At 42.5% G+C, this 21,258-nt stretch carries 20 protein-coding genes and 1 pseudogene; 15 read left to right on the top strand and 6 right to left on the bottom strand.

Annotation, left to right across the window (positions count from 1 at the left end; genetic code table 11):
- Nucleotides 1-34: 34 nt before the first annotated feature.
- On the bottom strand, nt 35-763 hold the full coding sequence (locus ACYVRS_RS03020) for a DUF554 domain-containing protein (RefSeq protein WP_312498033.1): 729 nt from the start codon (nt 761-763) through the stop codon (nt 35-37).
- A gap of 137 nt (nt 764-900) precedes the next feature.
- Here ACYVRS_RS03020 and ACYVRS_RS03015 point away from each other — a divergent pair, with 137 nt between their 5' ends.
- The 4 genes from ACYVRS_RS03015 to lpdD all read left to right on the top strand — a co-directional run bounded on the left by ACYVRS_RS03015 (nt 901) and on the right by lpdD (nt 4,398).
- On the top strand, nt 901-1,779 hold the full coding sequence (locus tag ACYVRS_RS03015) for a LysR family transcriptional regulator (RefSeq protein WP_313538911.1): 879 nt from the start codon (nt 901-903) through the stop codon (nt 1,777-1,779).
- Between the two features lie 108 nt (nt 1,780-1,887).
- Nucleotides 1,888-3,363, top strand: a complete 1,476-nt coding sequence (locus tag ACYVRS_RS03010; RefSeq protein WP_461202459.1) for a UbiD family decarboxylase — start codon at nt 1,888-1,890, stop codon at nt 3,361-3,363.
- A gap of 27 nt (nt 3,364-3,390) precedes the next feature.
- Entirely contained in the window at nt 3,391-3,969 is a 579-nt protein-coding gene (locus ACYVRS_RS03005) for a UbiX family flavin prenyltransferase (protein ID WP_461202457.1), read from the top strand.
- Complete coding sequence (lpdD, locus tag ACYVRS_RS03000) at nt 3,970-4,398, top strand: prenylated flavin chaperone LpdD (protein WP_312498038.1); 429 nt, start codon at nt 3,970-3,972, stop codon at nt 4,396-4,398.
- 72 nt (nt 4,399-4,470) lie between these two features.
- Here lpdD and ACYVRS_RS02995 read toward each other — a convergent pair whose 3' ends face one another.
- A complete protein-coding gene (locus tag ACYVRS_RS02995; RefSeq protein WP_461202455.1) occupies nt 4,471-5,199 on the bottom strand; it encodes a class I SAM-dependent methyltransferase in 729 nt (242 codons plus the stop codon).
- A 94-nt stretch (nt 5,200-5,293) separates the two neighbouring features.
- Nucleotides 5,294-6,486 (bottom strand): annotated as a pseudogene (locus tag ACYVRS_RS02990) (MFS transporter).
- A 347-nt stretch (nt 6,487-6,833) separates the two neighbouring features.
- On the opposite strand from ACYVRS_RS02990, the gene ACYVRS_RS02985 reads away from it, so the two are divergent.
- The 6 genes from ACYVRS_RS02985 to ACYVRS_RS02960 all read left to right on the top strand — a co-directional run bounded on the left by ACYVRS_RS02985 (nt 6,834) and on the right by ACYVRS_RS02960 (nt 14,170).
- A complete protein-coding gene (locus ACYVRS_RS02985) occupies nt 6,834-7,799 on the top strand; it encodes a tRNA dihydrouridine synthase (RefSeq protein WP_054115257.1) in 966 nt (321 codons plus the stop codon).
- A 221-nt stretch (nt 7,800-8,020) separates the two neighbouring features.
- Nucleotides 8,021-8,464, top strand: coding sequence for a MarR family winged helix-turn-helix transcriptional regulator (locus tag ACYVRS_RS02980; protein WP_312498041.1), 444 nt, complete (start codon nt 8,021-8,023; stop codon nt 8,462-8,464).
- An 83-nt stretch (nt 8,465-8,547) separates the two neighbouring features.
- A complete protein-coding gene (locus tag ACYVRS_RS02975; protein ID WP_312498066.1) occupies nt 8,548-9,948 on the top strand; it encodes an MDR family MFS transporter in 1,401 nt (466 codons plus the stop codon).
- Nucleotides 9,949-10,121: 173 nt separating this feature from the next.
- Nucleotides 10,122-11,018 carry an EamA family transporter RarD gene (rarD, locus tag ACYVRS_RS02970; protein WP_461202453.1) on the top strand — a complete coding sequence of 299 codons (897 nt, stop codon included), beginning with the start codon at nt 10,122-10,124 and terminating at the stop codon, nt 11,016-11,018.
- Between the two features lie 302 nt (nt 11,019-11,320).
- Nucleotides 11,321-12,160 (top strand): BglG family transcription antiterminator LicT, encoded by an 840-nt coding sequence (gene licT / locus ACYVRS_RS02965; protein ID WP_313539178.1) that lies wholly within the window; start codon nt 11,321-11,323, stop codon nt 12,158-12,160.
- 141 nt (nt 12,161-12,301) lie between these two features.
- Nucleotides 12,302-14,170: a beta-glucoside-specific PTS transporter subunit IIABC gene (locus ACYVRS_RS02960; protein ID WP_461202451.1), complete on the top strand. Its 1,869-nt coding sequence runs from the start codon at nt 12,302-12,304 to the stop codon at nt 14,168-14,170.
- 77 nt (nt 14,171-14,247) lie between these two features.
- Here ACYVRS_RS02960 and ACYVRS_RS02955 read toward each other — a convergent pair whose 3' ends face one another.
- On the bottom strand, nt 14,248-14,919 hold the full coding sequence (locus tag ACYVRS_RS02955; RefSeq protein WP_313510207.1) for an ABC transporter ATP-binding protein: 672 nt from the start codon (nt 14,917-14,919) through the stop codon (nt 14,248-14,250).
- Nucleotide 14,920: 1 nt separating this feature from the next.
- Nucleotides 14,921-16,015: an ABC transporter permease gene (locus ACYVRS_RS02950; RefSeq protein ID WP_313539169.1), complete on the bottom strand. Its 1,095-nt coding sequence runs from the start codon at nt 16,013-16,015 to the stop codon at nt 14,921-14,923.
- Nucleotides 16,016-16,127: 112 nt separating this feature from the next.
- On the opposite strand from ACYVRS_RS02950, the gene ACYVRS_RS02945 reads away from it, so the two are divergent.
- Both ACYVRS_RS02945 and hemH read left to right on the top strand, forming a co-directional pair.
- Nucleotides 16,128-16,715, top strand: a complete 588-nt coding sequence (locus ACYVRS_RS02945) for a TetR/AcrR family transcriptional regulator (RefSeq protein WP_313539166.1) — start codon at nt 16,128-16,130, stop codon at nt 16,713-16,715.
- A 118-nt stretch (nt 16,716-16,833) separates the two neighbouring features.
- The gene (gene hemH / locus ACYVRS_RS02940) at nt 16,834-17,781 is read left to right on the top strand and encodes a ferrochelatase (protein WP_461202449.1); all 948 of its coding nucleotides are present in this window, start codon (nt 16,834-16,836) and stop codon (nt 17,779-17,781) included.
- 82 nt (nt 17,782-17,863) lie between these two features.
- On the opposite strand, the gene ACYVRS_RS02935 is transcribed toward hemH, so the two are convergent.
- Entirely contained in the window at nt 17,864-18,529 is a 666-nt protein-coding gene (locus ACYVRS_RS02935) for a cyclic nucleotide-binding domain-containing protein (protein ID WP_054115249.1), read from the bottom strand.
- Nucleotides 18,530-18,721: 192 nt separating this feature from the next.
- On the opposite strand from ACYVRS_RS02935, the gene ACYVRS_RS02930 reads away from it, so the two are divergent.
- Genes ACYVRS_RS02930 through phnE form a run of 3 tightly spaced genes read left to right on the top strand, consistent with a single transcriptional unit; the run spans nt 18,722 to nt 21,238 of the window.
- Nucleotides 18,722-19,642, top strand: a complete 921-nt coding sequence (locus tag ACYVRS_RS02930; RefSeq protein WP_313539187.1) for a phosphate/phosphite/phosphonate ABC transporter substrate-binding protein — start codon at nt 18,722-18,724, stop codon at nt 19,640-19,642.
- Between the two features lie 55 nt (nt 19,643-19,697).
- Nucleotides 19,698-20,462 carry a phosphonate ABC transporter ATP-binding protein gene (phnC, locus tag ACYVRS_RS02925; RefSeq protein ID WP_461197967.1) on the top strand — a complete coding sequence of 255 codons (765 nt, stop codon included), beginning with the start codon at nt 19,698-19,700 and terminating at the stop codon, nt 20,460-20,462.
- A complete protein-coding gene (gene phnE / locus ACYVRS_RS02920) occupies nt 20,459-21,238 on the top strand; it encodes a phosphonate ABC transporter, permease protein PhnE (RefSeq protein ID WP_054115246.1) in 780 nt (259 codons plus the stop codon). The genes phnC and phnE overlap by 4 nt, the downstream gene beginning before the upstream one ends.
- Nucleotides 21,239-21,258: the final 20 nt, after the last annotated feature.

The raw sequence follows: 21,258 nt of genomic DNA, 5'->3' as shown, positions 1-21,258 counted from the left end.
CAGCTTTTTTGCATATTGATATATAAGGTATATTTTATAGCAATGGCAATATCCAATTGACCCACATCCAACTAAAAGGCATAATCAAGACCATTGCCGGAATCATATCCGCAACAGGGAACATTTTGACTTTGATCATACGAAAACCAGTCGCTAACATCAAGATACCGCCGCAGGCTTTAAAATCCAAAATCATATCAGGGGTGGTTAATGGGAAAATGAATTTTGCCAACAAGAACAACAAGAAAAAGATAATAAATTGTGGAATGGCAATGACTGATACGACGAATCCTAAGTTGCAAGCGAAAATAGCAGCAGTGAAGAAATCTAGAATAGATTTGGCGATCAGAACCGAACTGTCACCAGTCATACCTGAATCTAAGCTACCGTAGATTCCCGTTCCGCTAGCACAAAACAGGACGATAACTGTGATCAATGTGCTCATGAATTCATCTTCTGTTAGACTGATGCTTTCGTTTGGCACGATTTTGGCAATTGGCTTTTGCATCATGCGGGCACCTTTATTGATGATATCCCCTAAGTGGATCGCCAATCCAAAACCAGTACCAATAACCATCGCAAAAATGACAGCAGGCATGTATCTCATTGGTGCAATGGCAAAAATCCCCATTGCCATTGAACAAGCACCGAAGACCAAATTGATTTCTGTTTTGAATTTCTCTGGCAATTTTTCACCTAAAAAACCGCCAAGTAGTCCGCCGAGTAAGACGGATAACGCATTGATAATGACTCCTGTAGGCATGAAACTCGCTCCTTCAATAAATAAAATAGGTACAATAAGTACATCTGACAGTGCTTATTGTACCAAAGAAAATTTTCGCAACAATTCAAAAATCATGATAAAGTATTCTAAAATGGAATAGATGAGAGGCGCCAAAAATGGATATTCATAAACTTGAGATTTTTATCGATTTATCTGAAACATTGAACTATACAGAAACCGCTGAACGACAATTTACGACCCAAGGCAATATCTCAAAACAAATCATTGCGTTGGAAAAAGAAGTCGGCGCACCATTGTTTGAACGGGCCCATCGCCAAATCAGCCTTAATCCATTAGGAGAACTTCTGCTGCCTCATGCACAAGAAATCGTCATGCAATATCAGCAAATGCAGCAGCATTTGAGCGAACAACTGTCTCAAGATAGTTTGGTTTTGATGATGCTGACGATTCCGACGATGGCCAATTACTATGGATTTGAACTAATCACTAAATTTCTTAAGCACCACCCTGAAGTCGATGTGCAATTGAAGGAAGGTGAAGGCAACGCATTGCTGCCATTTCTGAAAAGCGGACAGAATCATGTGATTTTTGCCCGCACCTTTAGCCGTACCATGGCTGAATGCGAGATGTTGTTGACTGAAGAAGACCGATTTGTCGCTGTTTTGCCGAAACACCATCCGCTAGCCAATGAAAAAAAGATTGCCCTTGCTGATTTGGGTATGGAACAATTTGTTGCCTTAGAAGAAGATACTTTGATCTATCAACCTATGGTCGATCTTTGCCATGAAGCGGGGTTTGATCCGCAAATCAGCTTTCGCAGTGCCCGAATCGACTTATTGCTGAATATGGTAGAACGTGAATTGGGTGTGTCACTACTTATGGAAAAAAGTATCGACAAATATTGGGTCGATCGTGTCGCCATTGTGCCAATCACTCCTACGAAAAAGAGTTACCTTTCGTTTATTCGGACAAAAAATAGTCATTCATTGGCGAGTCAGCTGTTATGGCAGTACATCAAGGAAGAAGTGAACTGAGAAGGGGCGCCTATTCCAAAATGGAATAGCTAGTGACTGAAAGTGAATTGTTCTCTTCGTGCAAGCCTTATATCATAAGGTTGTAAACGAAGAAGGAGGAGCACAATCATGTCAAATACACCTTATGATTTACGTAAAGTGATCGAGGAATTAAAACAACTGCCTGGTCAATATCATGAAACAGATGTTGAAGTGGATCCTGAAGCAGAATTATCGGGGGTTTATCGCTATATTGGTGCTGGTGGTACCGTTCAACGTCCAACACAAGAAGGACCTGCCATGACCTTCAACAACATCAAAGGGTTTCCTGGCATGCGGGTCAATATCGGTACTATGGCAAGCCGTAAACGGGTGGGTCAGATTTTACATCATGACTACCGTACCTTAGGTCAATTACTACAAAAATCAGTCGAAAATCCAATCAAACCAATCAAAGTCGCAAAAGAAGAAGCACCGGTCCAAGAAGTCGTTCATCTAGCGACTGATGAAGGTTTCGATATCCGAAAATTGATTCCAGCACCGACCAATACAGAAGAAGATGCCGGACCTTATATTACTTTGGGTGTTGTCTTAGGTTCAGATCCTGATAAAACAATGAGTGATGTGACGATACACCGGATGGTGCTAGAAGATGAAGACACGATTGACATGTACATTATGCCTGGCGGCCGCCATATTGGTCATTTCCAAAAACAATTCGAAGCATTGAATCAACCTATGCCGATCACGATCAATATCGGTTTAGACCCAGCCATCGCGATTGGTACGACTTTTGAACCACCAACCACGCCTCTTGGCTATAATGAATTGTGGGTAGCAGGCGCCTTGAGAAATGAACCTGTACAACTGGTAGATGGTGTCGCTGTGAATGAAGTGGGCATCGCCCGTGCTGAGTTCGTGATCGAAGCTGAGATCATGCCAAATCACACCATGCAAGAAGATATCAATACCCATACAGGCAAAGCAATGCCAGAATTCCCTGGCTACACAGGTGATGCCAATCCAGGTGTCAATGTGGTCAAAGTCAAAGCAGTGACGCACCGAAAAGACAAGCCAATCATGCAAACAACGATTGGTCCAAGTGAAGAACACGTATCTATGGCGGGCATCCCTACAGAAGCAAGTATTTTGGGTCTGGTAGACAAAGCGATCCCAGGGAAAGTCGTCAATGTGTATAATCCACCAGCAGGTGGCGGGAAATTGATGACCATTATGCAAATCCACAAAGAAAATGAAGCGGATGAAGGCATTCAACGTCAAGCAGCGATTTTGGCGCTCTCTGCATTCAAAGAGTTAAAAACCGTTATTCTGGTGGATGATGATGTGGATATCTTTGATATGAATGATGTGATGTGGACTTTGAACACACGTTTCCAAGGCGACAAAGATGTGATCGTGATTCCTGGCATGCGTAATCATCCCCTTGATCCTTCAGAATTGCCACAATACAATCCAGGTGTGATCCGTTTTAGAGGGATGAGTGCCAAAACCATCTTTGATGGCACAGTACCTTTTGATATGAAAGAACATTTTGAACGTGCAAAATTCAAAGATGTTCCTCATTGGCAAAAATACTTGGATTAAGCAAGAATGAGGAAAGAGGAATGACCTATGACAAGAAAGAAAAAAATCGTGATTGGCATCAGTGGGGCTTCAGGAACAACGTATGCAATTGATCTAATCAAGAAATTACACGCCAATCCAGAGGTGGAAACCCACGGCGTGATCAGTACCTGGGCGAAGCAGAATTTGAAGCTAGAATCAGATATGTCATTGCATGAACTAGAATCTCTATTGGAGGACTATCATTATGCTATCAATGATCTTGGTGCCACGATTGCGAGTGGATCCTTTCTTGTCGATGGGATGGTCATCGTTCCAGCAAGTATGAAAACAGTCGCAGCCGTTTCGATGGGATATAGCGACAACTTGATTGCACGTGCGGCAGATGTCACCTTAAAAGAACAACGAAAGCTGATTCTCGTTCCTAGAGAAACACCATTAAGTACGATCCATCTGGAAAACTTAACAAGATTATCCCGATTAGGTGTTCAAATCATCCCACCAATTCCGGCTTTCTATAATCATCCAGAAACGATTGCAGATTTGGTCAACCATCAAACGATGAAAATCATGGATGCCTTAGGAATCGAAAATGAGAGCGATGGGCGTTGGAAAGGGGAAGAATAAATGCTGACCCAAAGATGCCAAACTACAGAAGCAGGCTATACGATGACGGCAGAAGCAGTTTTTGTAGGCGCTGATTTATTGATTGTTCTGACTGGTGGCGATGTGCCGCATTTAGGCACAGTGACAGCTGTTGCGGATGATATGGCTACGGAAACGATTCGCTTCCATAGCCATCACGGACGCTACCATAAAGATGATGTCCTCAGTACGATCATCGCAGAAATCATCAAAGATGCATTGCCCGGGCATTGTCTGATCACTGCCGGGATACATGTGAATGATATTGCTGATGAACAAATCAAAGCTTCCGCTAACATGGCTAAAGATCTTGGCCATCAATTGCTGCAGTGGCTGCAAACAACCGAAATCTCTCTGCCAGATACGGTATATACACGGTATCGGCAGACGTTTGATGAACAAAACGAATAGCATATTTGTAATAAAAAAAGATAAGTTGAAATGTGATTTTCAACTTATCTTTTTTGTTTTGATCAACTGCAACTATTTCCTAGCTGCAACCAACAACATCATAGGTCTGCGTAATTCATCTTTCATTTCTGGAAGATGCATCATTGTTTCCGGTGGTTGCGGCTCGATCACATCAGTGATGACCAGCCCTGCTTGCAACAGGGTATGTAAATAAGTGGTGAGGGTGCGATGGTATTTTTGCACCGGTTCACCTAAAAAGACAGCGTCTCTCACGCCTTCTTCATAATAATGGTCTACTGGAAAATGCAGTTTTTCCCCATTCAAACCATAAAACCAATCTTGATCACCTCGTGCTGTAAATACCGGATGTTCCACCGAAAAGACAAAAGTCCCATTCGGGCGTAACCAGCGGGTAATGTTTTGTACAAGTGATGAGAAATCGGCAATATAGTGAAAGGCCAGTGAGCTGATGACGCAGTCGAAGTGGTTGTCGGGATAATTGAGATCTTCCATTGCTGCACAATGATAGCTTATATGGTCATTCGCATTTTTGGCTTGCGCAACCGCCAACATTTTTTGAGATACATCGATGCCAACGACGTGACTTGCCCCGTGATCGGCTGCAAACTTGCAATGCCAACCATAGCCGCATCCAAGGTCAAGAACCTCTTTGTTCGTGAAATCGGGCAATAGCTTTTGCAATTCTGACCATTCGCCTGCACCTGCCAATCCTTGAGTGGATCGTGACATTTGGCTATATTTTTTAAAAAAATCTGGATTGTTATAATGATTCACTGTCATGTTCGATGCTCCTTTTATTATGCACGAATGATGGACACAAACGAGAAAGATACTATCAGTGTATCACAGCTGCCGACTAAAATTGAAGCTGGTCTTAGCTTCTTGTTTTAGGTTCTGCAACAGCCTGTCGGCGAACGTGGCGATTTAGTGTAACTAACAAGACTAGGGTCATCAATGTAAAAACAGCTCCACCAGGACCTACATACTTTGTGCCGTTAAATTGAACGATCAAGCTGCAGACCCTAAGGCAATCCCGAAATTAGCGAATATTGAATTTAGAGACGAAGCCAAAACCAGTGATTGAGGGAACGATGCTTCAGCAATCTCAAGAACATGTAATTGAATAGGGGAATTGATCAAATACACCGTCAATCCCAGCAGCATAATATCGATCGTTCCAAGAATCGGTATCGTCAGCAAAAATGGCAAGGAAATCAATAAAGCCAATTGGCAAAGGTAGACCTTAGGCATGAAAGACAATCCGGGGCCTTCCGCGATTTTTCCGCTTAACTGATTGCTCAACAAGGACATGAATCCATAGACCGTAAAAGTGATCGTGATCAGTGAGATACTAATGTGCAATTGTTCGGAGAACAAAGGACGGAGATAGGTATAGACGACATATACGGCGGCTAAGCTAAACATCGTGATCAAGACACTAAGCTGGATCTGGGGATGTTTGAAAATAGTGAACTGATCTGAAAAGCGGTTGTGTTCAGAACGGACTTGTTTGAAATCAGCGGGTAAGCTGAGCCAAACAAAAAGCATGGCCACAATACTGATGACAAAAATCGTATAGAAAGCCATCGGCCAACCAAATTGATGGCTGAGCCACGTACCCAGGGGCACCCCAAAGACAGAAGCCACACTAAAGCCGGAACAGACCCATGAAATCAACCACGCTCTTTTTTCTAAAGGGGCTAAATGGGTGCCGAAGGCCATTGCAACGGAAATGGCGGCACCAGAAACAATGGCTACAACGATTCTTGAAATCGATAAAATCAAATACGTTGGGGCCAATGCCGTCAATAGATTGCCGACAGTAAAAATACCAAGAAGAATTAGCAATACTTTTTTTAACGGTCTTTGACCAATCAAACTGGTGATCACGGGTGTGCTGCAGGCATAAATCAAAGCAAATATCGTGACCAAATAGCCAACGGTTGAAACTGAAACAGAAAATTCACGGGATAAATCATTTAGAATACCCACAATGATAAATTCACTAAATTCTAAAATAAATGCAATCAAGATCAATACGAAACTTTGAAATGGGAATTTTTTCAACCAACTAACCTCACTTTTTTATTATTGAATAGACCACTTGTTATAACGTGCTGAAATATCAACGAATAGCAAGCGTTCACGTAGTATACCAAAAGAGTCTTTTGGCCGTTAAACGAAGGACACATCAGTCAGAGAATCATAATAAAGTGATTGTGCTTAAAAATAAGTGACACGAAGCAACAAATAAAAGGCTCGGGTGAAGCAATACTATTTTTCGTAGAGAGTAAGTTTGAGAGGCAGTTTCTTTGCGCGCCATTTTTTGCTTCTTTTGTCTATTCCTAGTATAATAACTTTGTTTTGCGAGGAGTATCTTGCTGACTTGAGGTCAAAGAAATGGAGCGTAGATCATGACAACAAATTTTTGGGCTGAATTACCGTCGCCCTTTTTCGTTTTGGCACCTATGGAAGACGTGACTGATGTCGTCTTTCGACATGTGGTGCAAGCAGCCGGTGCACCGGATGTGTTTTTTACCGAATTTACCAATTCAGACAGCTATTGTCATCCAGAAGGTCGCGACAGTGTACGTGGTCGGCTGGTCTTTACTGAGGATGAACAGCCGATGGTGGCACATATTTGGGGAGATAAGCCTGAATTTTTCCGTGAGATGAGTATTGGACTGGCTGAAATGGGCTTTCAGGGGATTGATATCAATATGGGATGCCCAGTACCCAATGTTGCTGGTCGAGGCAAAGGCAGTGGATTGATTTTGCGGCCTGAAGTTGCAGCGGAATTGATTCAAGCCGCCAAAGCTGGGGGACTGCCTGTGAGCGTCAAAACGCGGTTAGGCTATACCGAGCTGGGGGAGATGGAGGCTTGGTTGACCCATGTGCTGCAACAAGATATTGCCAATTTGTCGATTCATATGCGGACCCGCAAGGAAATGAGCAAAGTTGATGCCCATTGGGAACTGATTCCTGAAGTTGTAGCATTAAGAGATAAAATCGCGCCACAAACCAAGTTGACGATCAACGGCGATATTCCTGATCGGCAAACAGGCTTGGCCTTAGCTGAAAAATATGGTGTCGACGGTTTGATGATCGGCCGGGGGATTTTCAAGAACCCCTATGCCTTTGAAAAAGAACCTAAAGACCATACGTCGGAAGAGTTGTTGGGATTGCTGCACTTGCAATTAGATCTGCAAGACCATTATGCGCAAATGGTGCCCCGTTCGATCGCTGGTTTGCATCGATTTTTCAAAATTTATGTTAAAGGCTTTCCTGGTGCCAGTGAATTACGTGGAAAATTAATGAATACCAAGTCTACAGATGAAGTGCGCCAGTTATTGGCTGCTTTTGAAGCACAGCAAACGTAAGCCATGAAGTATTGAGTTGTCGCTGACTCAATACTTTTTTTGTGTTCAAACCCGCTAAGAGAAGAAAATAGCTAAATGAATACGCCTTCCATGAAACGACTTCTTGACAATAGATAGGTACCTATGTAAAATGGACTATGTCTTTTAAGTAGGTACCTATCTAAACAGTTTCACTTTGGCGTGATGTACATAGTAAAAACAGAAAGAAAGGAGAAAATACAATGGCTTATTCAGATGTAGCAATCGTAGAACGATTATTTGAAGTATATAAATTGAATCGACGATATGCGGAAAAGAAATATGGCAATTTTATGCCGGGACGCGGACAGTTCAATTGCTTGATTGTATTAGATGAAAAAGGCACGTTGACACAAAAGGATCTGGCGGCTTATTTGGCGATTCGTTCGACATCTACGGGAGAACTGATCAAAAAATTGGCGGAAAAAGGCTTGATCCATAAAGAAATTGATCCAAAGGACAAACGGAGTCATCTGATTTCATTGACAGAAGCTGGCAAAGCAGAAGCACAGTTGATGAAAGACAAGCGCAGCAAAGCACATACCGAAATGTTGACCTATTTATCAGACGAGGAAAAACAAATTTTTGGCGAAGGTTTAGCCAAAATCGAAGCATTTTACCATGAGAAGGAGGCACACATGGATTGAGTGACCTAAATGAACCGAATGACCTAAATGAAGTAAATCATATAAACAAGCAGGTCCATGAACGAACGGAAAGGCAGCGAACGTTGATTTTCATCAATTTGATGATTACCTGTATTGCAGTATCGATGTTGGCGACAGCCCTCACAACGGCATTGCCAGCAATCGTGACCGACTTGCAGATCTCAGTGACAACAGGTCAGTGGTTAACTAGCGGCTATTCATTGGCGATGGCGATCGTGATGCCTTTGACTGCCTATTTGATGAATCGGGTACCAACGAAGAAATTATATTTATCTGCCTTAGGGATCGCGCTGGTAGGGTTGTTATTATGTGCTGGGGCACCGAACTTTTTTGTTATGATGATTGCGCGTATCTTGCAAGCAATCGGGAATGGTATTCTGACCGCTATGGCGCAAGTAATTTTGTTGACGATTTATCCAATGAATCGCATTGGCGTCGTGATGGGCTGGTATGGCTTGTCGATCACGGCAGCTCCAGTGATTGCACCAACGTTGGCGGGGCTGATCGTAGATCGGCTGAACTGGCATGCGATTTTTTATATTGTTGCGGCGATCGTTTTGCTATCATTGATTTGGGCGATTCGAGTCTTTGACGATGTCTTGCCTACAGCCAAAAGCCGATTTGATCAATTATCTTTTGTGCTGAGTGCCTTCGCTTTTGGTGGGGTGACATTAGGATTTGGCAACATTGGCAGTTATGGATTTATGAGTGTACCTGTCTTAGGGTCACTAGGGATTGGTTTGCTGGCTGGTATTTGGTTTGTTTTCAGACAATTTCGATCAACCCAACCATTTCTTGATTTACAAGTGCTGAAAACCAAAGAATATGCAATCAGCGTTTTTGGCAGTATCTTGCTGTATTTAGTCTTGATGGGATCAGCGATGTTGATGCCGTTATACGTACAATCGATCCTCGGCAAATCGGCGACGATATCCGGATTGGTGATTTTGCCAGGCTCTTTGGTTTCGGCCCTGCTTAGTCCGATAGCCGGCCGTATTTATGATAAAATCGGCATCCGTCTGTTAACGATTTTCGGTGGCGGTTCTCTGGTTTTAAGTAATATTGGGATGTATTTTGTTCATATGGACTCAAGTATTTGGCTGGCGGTTTGTTTGAATATACTGCGGTGTGCAGCGACAGGTTGCTTGTTGATGCCCTTTGTCACATGGGGCAATAAAAACATTGCACCAGAATTGACTGCCCACGGGACAGCGTTGCTCACCTCTTTGCGAACAGTAGCTGGTGCGATCGGTACGGCACTTTTTGTTGGCATTATGAATAGTGTTGCCCAAAAAAGCACCACTTTGTCCGGGGCTGCGGCTTTGCTCCATGGGATGAATGTATCTTTTCTATTGATGACGATCGCATCAGGGCTGCTGTTTGCGACCGGTTTGTTTTTGATTCGAGACAAGCAGGATACTACGCCTGTCTGGGTCGAAGGGGCAGAAGAACCAATTGAATAAGGGCAGCGCTGCTGTAAAAAAAGACGAAGAAAACGATTGTTTTGTTCGTCTTTTTTCATGAAAAGGATATGAAAAATCAGAATTTTCGCTATAATAAGGTAACTTATAAAAAGAGGAGGCGTATTTTTCTCCTGATCGAGTGGTTGTCGGTCCTCAGAAAAATCAATCGATACATGAAAAATAAAGGGATTTATTATGGGTTGTCAGCATATGTATTGTGGGGATTGATCACCCTTTACTGGAAAATGATCGTTGGGGTATCACCTTTAGCCACGATGTGCTATCGGATTTTATGGTCGTTTATTTTTATGATTCTATTTATTCTTGTATCTGGCAAATGGACACAATTTATCCAGGAACTAAAGTTATTGTTGAAAAACAAAGCTTTTGCGGGATTGGTCGCATTGGCCTCTGTGCTGATTTCGATCAATTGGTTTACGTTTATTTTCGCTGTAAGTGCAGGACATGTGATGCAAGCGAGTTTGGGTTATTATATCAATCCGTTGGTCAATGTCTTGTTAGCCACGCTGTTTTTGAAAGAACGATTGAGTCGTTCAGGCCTTATTGCCTGTTTATTGGCCAGTATCGGGGTAATCATGCTTTCGATCCAAACCGGCAGTGTGCCGTACGCTTCATTGATCATGGCCTTTTCTTTTAGTACCTATGGCTTGATCAAACGTCGTATCCCGGTTAGTTCTGTCACCGGATTAACAGTCGAGACTGGCATCATTTTGACCTTTGCGCTGATTTATATTTTCGCTTTTTCTAGTGTTGGGTTCATGGATTATCCATTACAAACCAATCTCTTGTTGGCGGGGGCTGGAATCGTTACAGCGATCCCTTTGCTGCTCTTTGCCGAAGCCGCGAAAAGTATTTCGTATATCTCATTAGGGTTTATCCAATATATCAATCCGACGATCATGCTGTTACTGGCAGTCTTTTTGTTCCACGAAACGTATACAGTGGCGCAGTTCTCTGCCTTTGCCTTTATCTGGTTTGGGATTGCCGTCTTTACATACGGCACACTGGGCAACGCCATCAAAGCACGTCGGATGCAAGGGTTAAAATAATCGGTCAGTATATGGAATGAAGAAAAGTAGAGGCGAGGGGATCAATCCTCGTTTCTTTTTTAGTTAAAAAACATAATGATACATAAAAAAGATTATTTTTTTAAGGGAATTGGTCTACTTGGATAACACTGCTATGGCAGTTGAAAGAAATCCTTTTTGAAAAGGGTTGCATCTGTTAAATGAGTATGTTATTATTCTCTCAGTTACAAGGATTGTTACTGTTCGGCAGGCAAAACCAGAATTGACCGTAGTGTATTGATGGGGAGATTCTAGGTTTTTTTATTTTGGAGTGAGTGATATCGATGATCATTGGAAAAATTTTGAATAATAATGTCGTGATCTCGACCAATGATGCCGGTCAGGAAGTCATCTATATGGGACGAGGGATCGCTTTTAAGAAAAAAGTGGGCGACCCAGTTGATGCGGCTTTTGTGGAAAAAGAGTTTGTCTTAAAAGATGGATTGACAGCCAATCAGTTTCAACAATTATTCTCTGATATCCCAGTGGAAGAGGTCGAAGCTGTCAAACAGATTGTTGACGATGCGGAAACGATTTTAGGGGTTGAATTATCCCAAAATATTTATCTGACTTTGACCGACCATATGCACTATGCCTTGATTCGCGCACGAGAAGGCATCGAGATTCCCAATCCGCTCTTGTTCGAGACACGCAAGTTTTATCCTAAGGAATATGGTGTTGCCACAAAAGCGATCGACTATTTCGAGGATGTATTTGGGGTCAGATTACCGGATACTGAGAAAGGGTTTATTGCCTTTCATATCGTCAATAGCGAGCAAGCCAATGGGACGATGGAAACCACGATGCAAGCTGTTGAGATCGTTCGTGATGTGTTGGCGATCATTAGTCGCTTTTATGGACGTGTCTTTAATCCGGACTCGTTGAATTATCAGCGAATCACCACGCATCTACAGTATTTCGCACAGCGGTATTTAAGTGATGCACTATCTAGCGAGAAAGATGAGTTTTTATTTGCACTTGTGCAATCAAAGTACCCAAAAGCGTTTCAAACGGTACAACGGATCAATGAGTATTTGATCAAGACCTACGATAAATCGATTGGTGAATCAGAAATGATTTATTTGACGATCCATATCGAACGGGTGGTCAATGATCAAAAGTAATAGACATTCAATCGTTCAAGGATTGTTACTGTTCGGCAGGCAAGACCCAGATTGAAAAGACAACAGTCAGCATGGTTTGATTTGCTGATGGTCGTTTTTTCAATCTGGGTTTTTTTATATCAAAAAAAGGAGTGTTGTAAAATGAGTACAAACAAAGAAATCGCGGAACGTGTCTTAACGGCCGTTGGCGGCAAAGAAAATGTCAATAGTGTGGTCCATTGCGCCACCCGCTTACGATTCAAACTAAAAGATGAGCAAAAAGCGGACACAGCGGCTTTGAATCAAGATGATGATGTGATTCAAGTGGTTCAAAGCGGTGGGCAATATCAAGTCGTGATCGGCAGCCATGTCAGTGATGTCTATCGTGAACTAAATAGTGTAGCAAATTTCGATGGCACTGCTGAAAACACTGGTGAAAAAGGGAATATCTTCAATCAATTGATCGACATTATTTCGTCCATTTTTACACCGTTTTTAGGTGCGATGGCTGGTGCAGGGGTCTTGAAAGGGTTCTTGACTTTGGCGCTGACCTTGAATTGGATGACAGCCGAATCTGGCGTGTATACAGTTTTATATGCCATTGCAGATGGGTTGTTCACTTATTTACCTGTAATGTTGGCCTTTACAGCGGCTAAAAAGTTTAAAACCAATGAATTCTTAGCTGTTTCTTTGGGCATGGCATTGGTTCATCCCAGCATCACGGCATTAGCTGGCCAAACGCTGCACTTTTTTGGGATCCCAGTGATCATCGGGGCAAGTGCCTATACGTCATCGGTCATTCCAATCATTTTGGCAGTCTTTCTACAAAGTTATGTCGAACGTTTCTTTAAAAAAGTTATTCCGAGTTTCTTGCAAATCATTTGTGTGCCGTTAGCGGTATTTCTGATTATGGCACCATTGACATTTATTGTTGTTGGCCCATTAGGAACGATTCTTGGGAATCTGCTAGGAAGCGCTTATGGCAGTATTTATGACTTTAGTCCGCTTGTCGCTGGCGCAGTTATGGGTGGATTATGGCAAGTATTCGTGATGTTCGGTATGCATTGGGGCTTTGTACCGATTATGTTGTTGAATCTAAGTCAAAATGGTGTCGATACGATGGTTCCTATGTTGTTGCCAGCCGTTGTCGCTCAAGGTGGTGCCGCATTGGCAGTCTTCTTTATCACAAAAAATGTAAAGTTAAAAGGTTTAGCTTTGTCGTCAACGATCACAGCATTCTTCGGGATTACCGAACCGACTGTTTATGGGGTCACATTACCATTGAAAAAACCATTTATCGCTGCTTGTATCAGTGGTGCAATCGGCGGCGCATTTATAGGGTTTAGTCATGTTGAAAACTTTACTTTTGGTTTAGTGAGTGTCCTGAGCTTACCTTCATTTATCCCTCAAGATACCAAAGATCTTAGTGGGTTGATTGCAGCATCGATTGGTACGGCAATTGCCTTTGTTGCCGCCTTTGTCTTGACCTTCGTCTTGCGTTTTGAAGACAAACCCGACACAGCAGCTGCTAAAGAAACGAATGGACCAGCAGCGCCAGTGACTATTAGTGGTACGGAACGAATCATTTTGAGCAGTCCGTTAGAAGGCAAAATTCTTCCGTTATCTGAAGTTAAAGATCAAGTTTTCTCTTCAGGTGCATTAGGAAAAGGGATCGCGATCGAACCTGTTGTTGGTGCATTGTATGCCCCGGCAGACGGCACGATCACGACACTATTTCCTACCGGTCATGCTGTTGGCTTAACGACAACAGAAGGTGCAGAGATTTTAATGCATATTGGGATGGATACAGTTGAATTAGAGGGCAAAGGCTTTGAAACCTTCGTTAAACAAGATGATCAAGTCAAACGCGGAGACTTGCTGGTCAAATTTGATTTAGATGTAATCAAAAATGCGGGCTTCTCAACGGTTACCCCTATCGTTGTCACCAACACACCAAATTATTTAGATGTGCTGGATATGAATCAAAGCGATGTCTTGCAAGGCGAAGATTTCTTGGCAATCGTGAAATAAATAAACGAAATGACCACAAGCAGCGGGGATTCTTCCGCTGTTTGTGGTCATTTTCCTTGAGAGAATGGAAAGTAAAATCAAGCTTCTTCCTGTAGCAAACCGTCCTTCATCCGATACGTTCGATCGCTCCATTGCGTCATCCGCGGATCATGTGTAACCATGATGATCGCTTTTTGTTTGTCATGCGCCTCTTTGGCCAATAACTGAACAACTTCAAAGGCATGATCAGAGTCTAAACTGGCGGTCGGCTCATCAGCTAAGATGATGGCAGGATCATTGAACAATGCGCGGGCAATTGCCACGCGTTGGCGTTCACCACCAGAAAGTTCTTTGGGAAACTTGTCTTTCAAATCAAATATGTCTAGTGATTGCAACAGTTCTTCTGCTTTGGCTTCTTCATGTCGCTTGTTCAACTTGTCAACGAGGGTAAATTGTTCTTGAACAGTTAAAAAGGGAACTAAATTTGCGCTTTGCAAGATAAAGCCAATTTCGTCGAAACGGGCTTTGGCACGTTCTTTTCCTGTTAAGTGAGTAAAGGGACGAGTGCCAATCGTGATCGTCCCTTCTGTAGGGGTTTGTAAGCCACCGGCAATCGTTAAAAAGGTGCTTTTTCCTGATCCAGAAGGGCCGATGATACTGATAAATTCACCCGCTGCTACGTTAAAATCGATGCCTTTCAAGGCAGTGACTTCTGTGTGGCCACTGCCAAATCGTTTGATGATGCCTTCCATAGATAAGACTGTTGCCATCTTATTCGCCTCCTATCGCGGTAATGGGATCAACTTTGGTCACGGTACGAATGGAGAATAGTCCGCCGACCATAGAAACGACGATCAAAATCACACCATACAATGACCATTGGATCAAATCAACTGTGAAGGGCATCGCTGCGGGTAATACAAGGCTTGTCAAAAAACTCAAAAGATAAGCCAAAGCGACACCGACAATACTCACGATCAAAGATTGACCGACAATTGAACGGACCAAATAGCTTGTTGCTACCCCTTGGGCTTTTAGTATCCCAAAGAGACTGGTTTTTTGCAAAGTCATCACATATAAAAAGATACCAACAACTGCTGCTACAACAATAAATAAGAAGTAAACCATGGCATTCAGTGTGAGTTTTTCTGCAGCATACCCAGGTAGATTTTGAATGAAGTCATCCATGGACAACGTCGTTAATTTGGTTGTTTCATCTTTATTGTCCAAAGAAACTGCGGAAGCTGCTGATTTTGTGGCAATCAGAGTGATCGGTTTCTGGCTATCGTCAGTATAGGCTTGCTGGCCATATTTTAGCTGCGTATAGGCATCTAGATCAAGGTAGAGCACTGGAACCACACTATATGTCGTAGCTTTAGTGACACCAACGATCGTGAAGGTCGTGTCGTCACTGCCTAAAGTGATTTGATCCCCCAGCTGATAATCATCATCCAATAAATTCTCAGAAACGATCACTTCGTTTGTTGCTTGATATAGCCGGCCATCAATGACCTTTGGGACAACAAAACTATCTGCTGCTGCACCAAAAACAGAAAGGTTGGTTTTTTCATCCGTGCCTGCATGGGCGATCGCAGAAGCAGTCAGGCCGACAGCTGCTTTTTCTTTCGCGCTTATCCGATCGAGATCTCCTTGTGTGAGGATAGAGGCGCTGGCTACTTTGTTGCTATCTTCTGACAGAATGATCGAAGAAGCCCCCCAATCACTGACTGCTTTTTTGTGACCATCTGACAACCCGTTAGCGAGCCCTGACAACATGAAGACAACATAAGCGACTAAGAGCATGATGCCAATGATCAAGCTATACCGTAACTTGGCATAGCGGATTTCTTTCCACGCTAAATACATAATGCATTTCCCCTTTCGAAAAATATCATACACCCTCGGTGACATTTTGTCACCGTTTTTGTTTGCTTTTTTTATGCTATAATTTAAAAAAACGAAAGAGGAGGGCAATTGTATGCCGAAAGCGACCTTCAATCATTTGCCTGCAGAAAAAAAAGCGTTTGTGCGCGGGGTGTTATTGCACATTTTTGCTAAACAACCTTTGAGCCAAGTGAAAGTCAGTGAGATCGTTCATGATCTGCAAATGTCTAGAGGCATCTTTTATAAATATTTTGAGGATTTAAATGATGCGTATGATTATCTGATCAAAGATGCTGCCAATAAAATCCATGGTCGGATTTTGCAGCAGATTGCCCGACATCATGATGATTTTTTTGCAGGATTGGCTGTTTTTTTGACTGAGGCATTGGCATACGATCCTGCTTCTGATGGGTATAAAGAATTACAGCTGTTGACTCAAAATAGTTATTTGTTTTCTTATCGAAGTGAAGATCCGCATGGCGCAGAGGCGTGGCAAAAAATTTTGACCGCCAATCATTTCAATATCAAAGGGGAAGCAGAAGCTATGAGTTTTTTGTATTTTTCTATGAAATTGGTGATCGACAGCTTGACGGATGCCTATGCCAATGAATGGACGGCGGAAACACTGCTCCAAGACTTTGATTATAAAGTCAGTTGGTTAAAACGGGGCATCCAATCCTGAAGCATCCGACTGCGTCAAAAATCAGCGTCCCTTTTACTTCACAAGCATATCGTAAGCTTCAGGAGCGAATGTTCGTTATAATAAAGCTTTGTGCAGTATGACTAAAGGAGATGGATCCGTGGAAAAGAAGCGCGGGGTATTATTGATCAATTTAGGGACACCAGATAGTCCTGATCCGCAAGATGTAAAAAAATATTTGAAACCTTTTTTATCAGATAAACGTATTATCAAAATGCCAAGTGTTATTTGGCAACCGATTTTGAATAGCTTTATTTTAACGACACGACCAAAAAAATCAGCGGCTTTGTATGCACAAATTTTTGAAGATGGTGTTTCTCCTTTGCTGAAATATGCACGTGCGCAAGAGGCAAATCTACAGCAGTTATTACCAGATACGAAAGTCGGTATCGCTATGTCTTATAGTTCACCTGCGATCCCAGATGCCATCGAGGAGATGTTGGCTGGTGGTGTGACTGATCTAACGGTCATTCCGTTATACCCGCAATATTCGGGAACAACGGTAGGCTCCGTTTTTGACGACGTCATGGGTTTCTTTCGTCGTTCTGACAACATCATCGATCTTCGTTTTATCCGCTCGTTTTATGATCATCCTGGATATATTGCTTATTATGCTGACAAGATCAAGCAGGCATTGGCTGCACATACAGTGGATGCAGTAGTGTTTTCTTATCATGGTATTCCGGCATCCTATGTGAAAGATGGCGATCGATATCCTGAAGAGTGTACAGCCACCACACGTTTGATCATGGAAAAAATGGGAATAGATGTGCCGCACTTTCAAACGTTCCAATCTAAATTTGGTCCCAATGAATGGCTCACTCCAGCGACAGACGCGACATTAAAGACTTTACCTGGACAAGGAATCAAAAAAATCTTGATCGTTGCACCAGGATTTGTGGCGGATTGTTTAGAAACGATCGAAGAATTGGAACAAGAAAACAAAGGATATTTTTTGGCATCCGGCGGAACCGACTATCATTACGTGCGCCCCTTTAATGAGGAGCGAGCGCTATCAGAGATTTTTGTCGATTTGCTGAAAAAATAGAAAGACACTAAAACAGCGAGAAGCACCCCTAGAAGAGGTGTTTCTCGCTGTTTTTTCTCGCTATTTATAATGTCATTTTTGGTTAACTAAGATTTTCTGCTAAAGATTCTAGTGCAGCTATATCAGATAAGATATAACCTTTTTTGTCGCGCTCGATCCATTTCTCTTCGCGAAAGTTATTGATGGTTCGTAAAAGATGGCGATAACTGACATTTAGAATAGCCGCGCAAGTAGTCAGTTGGAAAGAAAAGCGCTCATTTTCTTGATTTGCCAACATAAATTTTGCCAATCGGGCTTCTACTGGTGTGTTCAAGGCGTTTGCCAAGTTGATACCGGCATTTAAGCGATAACTAAGCAATTGACACACTGTTTGCAAAAACCGAACATCTTGCTGTAATGTGGTGCGATACCGGTTGAGTGGAACACAGACACATATACAGGTAGAAGCAGCTTTGACACTACTTTTTGGAATCAACTCCCAAAGCGAAGACGCTTCACCCAATGGGGATGCTGGTTGCGCATAATCTATACAGATCGTTTGGGTGTCGGAGGAAAAAGAGTAAACCATCACTGTCCCTTCAACTAAAAAATAAAGGTAGTCTGATGGGGTTTCTGCATAGATCAAATGTTCTTCTTTATCAAATTTTTGCAGAGAAGCCATCGACAGCAGATCACTATCCATGTACCCCTGCAGGTCAAAGGTGTCAATGTATTCTGCTAAGCGTTGACTATCATGAATGATTTTCATCAAATGCGCCTCCCACATGATTTCTCTAAGTATAACGTAGAATTTCCATAGACTCAACACGAACGATAAAAAAAAAAATATGTAAATTGTATGTAAAAATAAGGTAAAATAGGACATATGTCACTTCATTTTATATAAAAAATTGCTATGATTTACAGGTAACGCAGGGTAAACCATTAGGAGGAAAAAATGATGCTTATTAAAAAGATGACCAAAGGGATTGTGGCAATGAGTTTGGCTTTGCTATTGACTGGCTGCAGTAGTGGGAGCAGTGATCAAAGTGCTGAAATGGATAAATTGGTGGTTCAGTTTGTACCTACCAACAATGATGGCACGATGGAAGCCAAAGCCAAGCCATTTGCTGAATATTTATCTAAACAATTAGACCGTGATGTCGAGGTGACGTTAGCTACAGATTATTCAACGATCGTTGAAGCGATGGCATCGGGACAAGTGGATCTAGGTATCATGCCGCCTGCAGCCTATGTGCAAGCCAAAGATATGGACGCAGCTGAAGCGATTTTGACTTCTCAATTAGGCGAATATGATCAAGAAACTGGATTACCGATCGAAGGAGAGAAAACCAATACCTTCAAAGGTGAAATTTTGGTTCGTGCGGATAGCGGCCTAAATGAACTGACAGATTTGAAAGGGAAAAAAATAGCCACATTGAGTCCAAACTCAGCAAGTGGGTATATTTATCCAGTCGCAGAAATGAAAGATGCAGGAATCGATCCAACAACAGAAGCGACGTTAACGACAGTCAATGACATTCCTAGCGAGATCACAGCCGTCCTTAACGGGCAAATGGATGCCGCATTTGTTTTTGAAGGAGCCCGCAATGTATTTGCGTCAAGTTTTGCCGACAATGATCTGTTTTCTGAATTGAAAGTATTGTATTTGACTGAAGGGGACATCCCAAATGATGCCATCGCTGTTCAGCCAACAATGGATGATGCGTTGAAATCTGAAATCAAAGAAGTTTTTCTGCATATGGCAGATGATGAAGAAGGTGCTGAAGCAATGGCATTGTGGGGACATCAAGGCTATGAAGAAGCGGCTGATTCAGCGTATGATACCATTCGTGACTATACCAAAAAGGCTGCAGAATAAAATCATAAGGTAGTCCCTCTTTTGGGGTCTGCCTTTACATAGATGGAGAATAAAGATGATAACATTTGATCATGTATCAAAAACCTATCCAAATGGCGTACAAGGATTAACAGACATCAATTTGACGATCGGACAAGGGGAATTCGTAGCAATCATTGGTCTAAGCGGCGCCGGTAAAAGCACACTGCTTCGATCAATCAACAAACTAGTCCCAATTACAGAAGGGGATATTCGGGTCAATGAACAATCAGTGACTAAAGCAAATAAGAACGAGTTGCGGTTGATTCGACGACAGATTGGCTTGATATCGCAGCAGTTCAATTTGGTCAAACGCAGTACTGTGCAGAAAAATGTCTTATCCGGCAGATTAGGCTACTACAGCACATGGAGAAGTATTTTAGGCCTTTTTACAAAGGAAGATTATCAACAGACGCAGACCGCCTTGGCATCTGTCGGCCTGTCAGATAAACTGCAAACCCGCAGTGATCAGCTTAGTGGTGGTCAACAGCAACGGGTATTGATTGCCCGGGCTTTAGTACAGCAAGCCCCTATTATTTTGGCCGACGAGCCCGTGGCTTCCCTTGACCCCATCACAACTGAAAAAGTCATGCACGACTTGCAGCAGATCAATCAAACTATGGCAAAAACGATCGTGATCAATCTGCATTCTGTACCATTGGCCAGAACCTATGTAACCAGAGTGATTGCCTTGAAAGCTGGAAAAATTGTTTTTGATGGTTCGCCGGAAGTTTTGACAGATGAACGTTTGGAACAAATATATGGCAAAGCTATTTTTGAAGAAAGTGGGGGAGATCTTTGAAGCTAAGAGATACAGTTCACTTTCATCTATATAAGCATCTCTTGCTTCTGATCTTTTTATTGTTGTGCTTTCAAAGTAGTGTTTGGATCACGGGTGCTGATTTTACCAAAATTTGGACAAACAGCAATCAAATGACGGCATTTTTTGCGCGGTTTTTACATCCAGATGTACGCTATATACCTAAGCTGCTCCTTCCTTTGCTGAAGACGTTGCAAATGTCCTTTCTCGGTACCATCATTGGTGTAGCAATGGCATTGCCCTTTAGTTTATTGGCAACAACCGTGGTCACCGAAAATCGTTGGCTTTCTATAGTGATTCGCTTCATTTTAGGGTTGATACGGACAGTGCCGAATTTATTGCTGGCGGCTTTATTCGTTGCCATCGTAGGGATAGGAGAAGCGACTGGGGTCTTGACCATCGCAGTCTTCACATTTGGAATGGTCTCTCAATTGATGTTTCAAGCAATCGAAACGATCGATCAGGCGCCGATTGAAGCAGCTGCTGCAGTAGGCGCCAACAAATGGCAAATCACTATTTACGCGATTTTGCCGCAAGTGATGGGACAATTTGCCAGCTACACTTTTTATGCTTTTGAAGTGAATGTACGGGCTTCAACCGTTCTGGGATATGTAGGTGCTGGAGGGATTGGTGTGATTTTGAATGCATCACTGGCATTAATGAATTACGAACGGGTGTCGATCATCATTATACTGATTTTAATGACGGTTGCTGTAGTCGATTTTTGCAGTGAACGAGTCAGGAGGGCGTTTCTATGATGGTGAAAGATATAAAAAAA

It is taken from the genome of Enterococcus salsurae (assembly GCF_054784955.1).
This window is presented reverse-complemented; position numbering and strand designations above follow the sequence as displayed.